The following is a 1,276-nucleotide window of genomic DNA, read 5'->3' on the forward strand; positions in this document are numbered from 1 at the left end:
GGTAGTTGTGTGTGTTGGCACAAGCAGTTGTCAGCAGGTCTTCCTTGTCCCATGATCGTGGGGGTTCGGAACTCGGGATTCCTGTAATTTTGTGATCCACTACAGCGGGCCCGTAGCTCAGTTGGGAGAGCGCGTGAATGGCATTCACGAGGTCAGGGGTTCAAATCCCCTCGGGTCCACTTAGTGTGGGGCCGTAGCTCAGTCGGTTAGAGCGCCTGCCTGTCACGCAGGAGGACGCGAGTTCGAGTCTCGTCGGCCCCGCCTCCTGTGGCGCTGGTACCGTCGTGCCAGCGTTTCGTGTTTTTTCCATCGGGCAATCTAATTGTCTAGTTACAGGCACGGTGAAGGCAGAGATATTTTCGGGAGGCAGATAGAGAAAAAATGGGAGCGTGACTTCCGTAGGTCCACAGCGTCCCAAGCACCCGATGAGCTACCCAAACCTCGGGTAAAATGCTGTATACGGGTCAATCATTGCGATACCGGTACTTTGTTCCTGGCGGCAAGGGTGTCAACAGCCGATAGTCCTCGAACCCAGTGTAGTCTACGAAGAGGAATTCACGATCGTTGTATGCCCATCGTTCATACTGGCGTCCGTTGCTCTGGAACTGCTCGCGACGTAGTGGGGCGCCGAAGATAACATAGATCATACCGCGGTCAGTCAGCCAACCTTCGGTGTAACTGCGGAAGAGACGGTTAGCTTGAGCGATCCGGTCGTAGTACTCCTCAAATGCCTCGTTCCGGAGGGTGGCAGGAGTTGGGTCTAAAGTTTGCCAGAAGAGCTCAAAGCGTCGACGTCTTTCGGCAATTGTCGGGGCTGTGGCGATGCTGTCTATTTGTGCTTGTGTCGCTACATAGCGGAGTTGCCGAACGGCTTGGTCTAAGTCGGATAGGGTGCGTCCCCAAATAGTCCATAGAAAGCGGACAGAGCGTTCGCTCTGTGCCAGGGGGCTACCGGCGTGTTCTATCCGTATACGCAGCAGATGCGCACCGGCCGAGAGCTCTTGTGGGAAGGTCAAGGGCAGAATCAGTAAGGTCCGGCCAGCGGCCAGGGTTGGTACTGTCTGGCGATGCAGCGTTGCGAGTAGCTTGTGGTCCAGGGTAAGGAGCTCGGCAACGACGACGGTGCTTTCCCGAGGATTCTTAGCATAAGCCTCTACAACGGCGAAGGGGCGATCTTCCAGTTGCGCTACGTTTTCGGCGAAGAAGGGAGTAATGACGGGTTTGTCAGGGTGTTCTTCTACGTTGCTTGCTAGTATGATACTGCTTAGAGCTACAT

General features: G+C 55.3%; 1 protein-coding gene and 2 tRNA genes. 2 read left to right on the plus strand and 1 reads right to left on the minus strand.

Going from position 1 to position 1,276, the window contains the following annotated elements; genetic code table 11:
* Positions 1-106: 106 nt before the first annotated feature.
* Positions 107-179: transfer RNA gene (locus NZ960_08560), tRNA-Ala, on the plus strand.
* 8 nt (positions 180-187) lie between these two features.
* Positions 188-261, plus strand: a tRNA-Asp gene (locus tag NZ960_08565).
* 203 nt (positions 262-464) lie between these two features.
* On the opposite strand, the gene NZ960_08570 is transcribed toward NZ960_08565, so the two are convergent.
* Positions 465-1,276, minus strand: an 812-nt coding sequence (locus NZ960_08570) for a GWxTD domain-containing protein (protein MCS7177642.1), incomplete at its 5' end; no start/stop codon positions are given.

Origin of the sequence: Candidatus Kapaibacterium sp. (assembly GCA_025059875.1) — a bacterium.
Classification (GTDB): domain Bacteria; phylum Bacteroidota; class Ignavibacteria; order Kapaibacteriales; family HRBIN21; genus HRBIN21.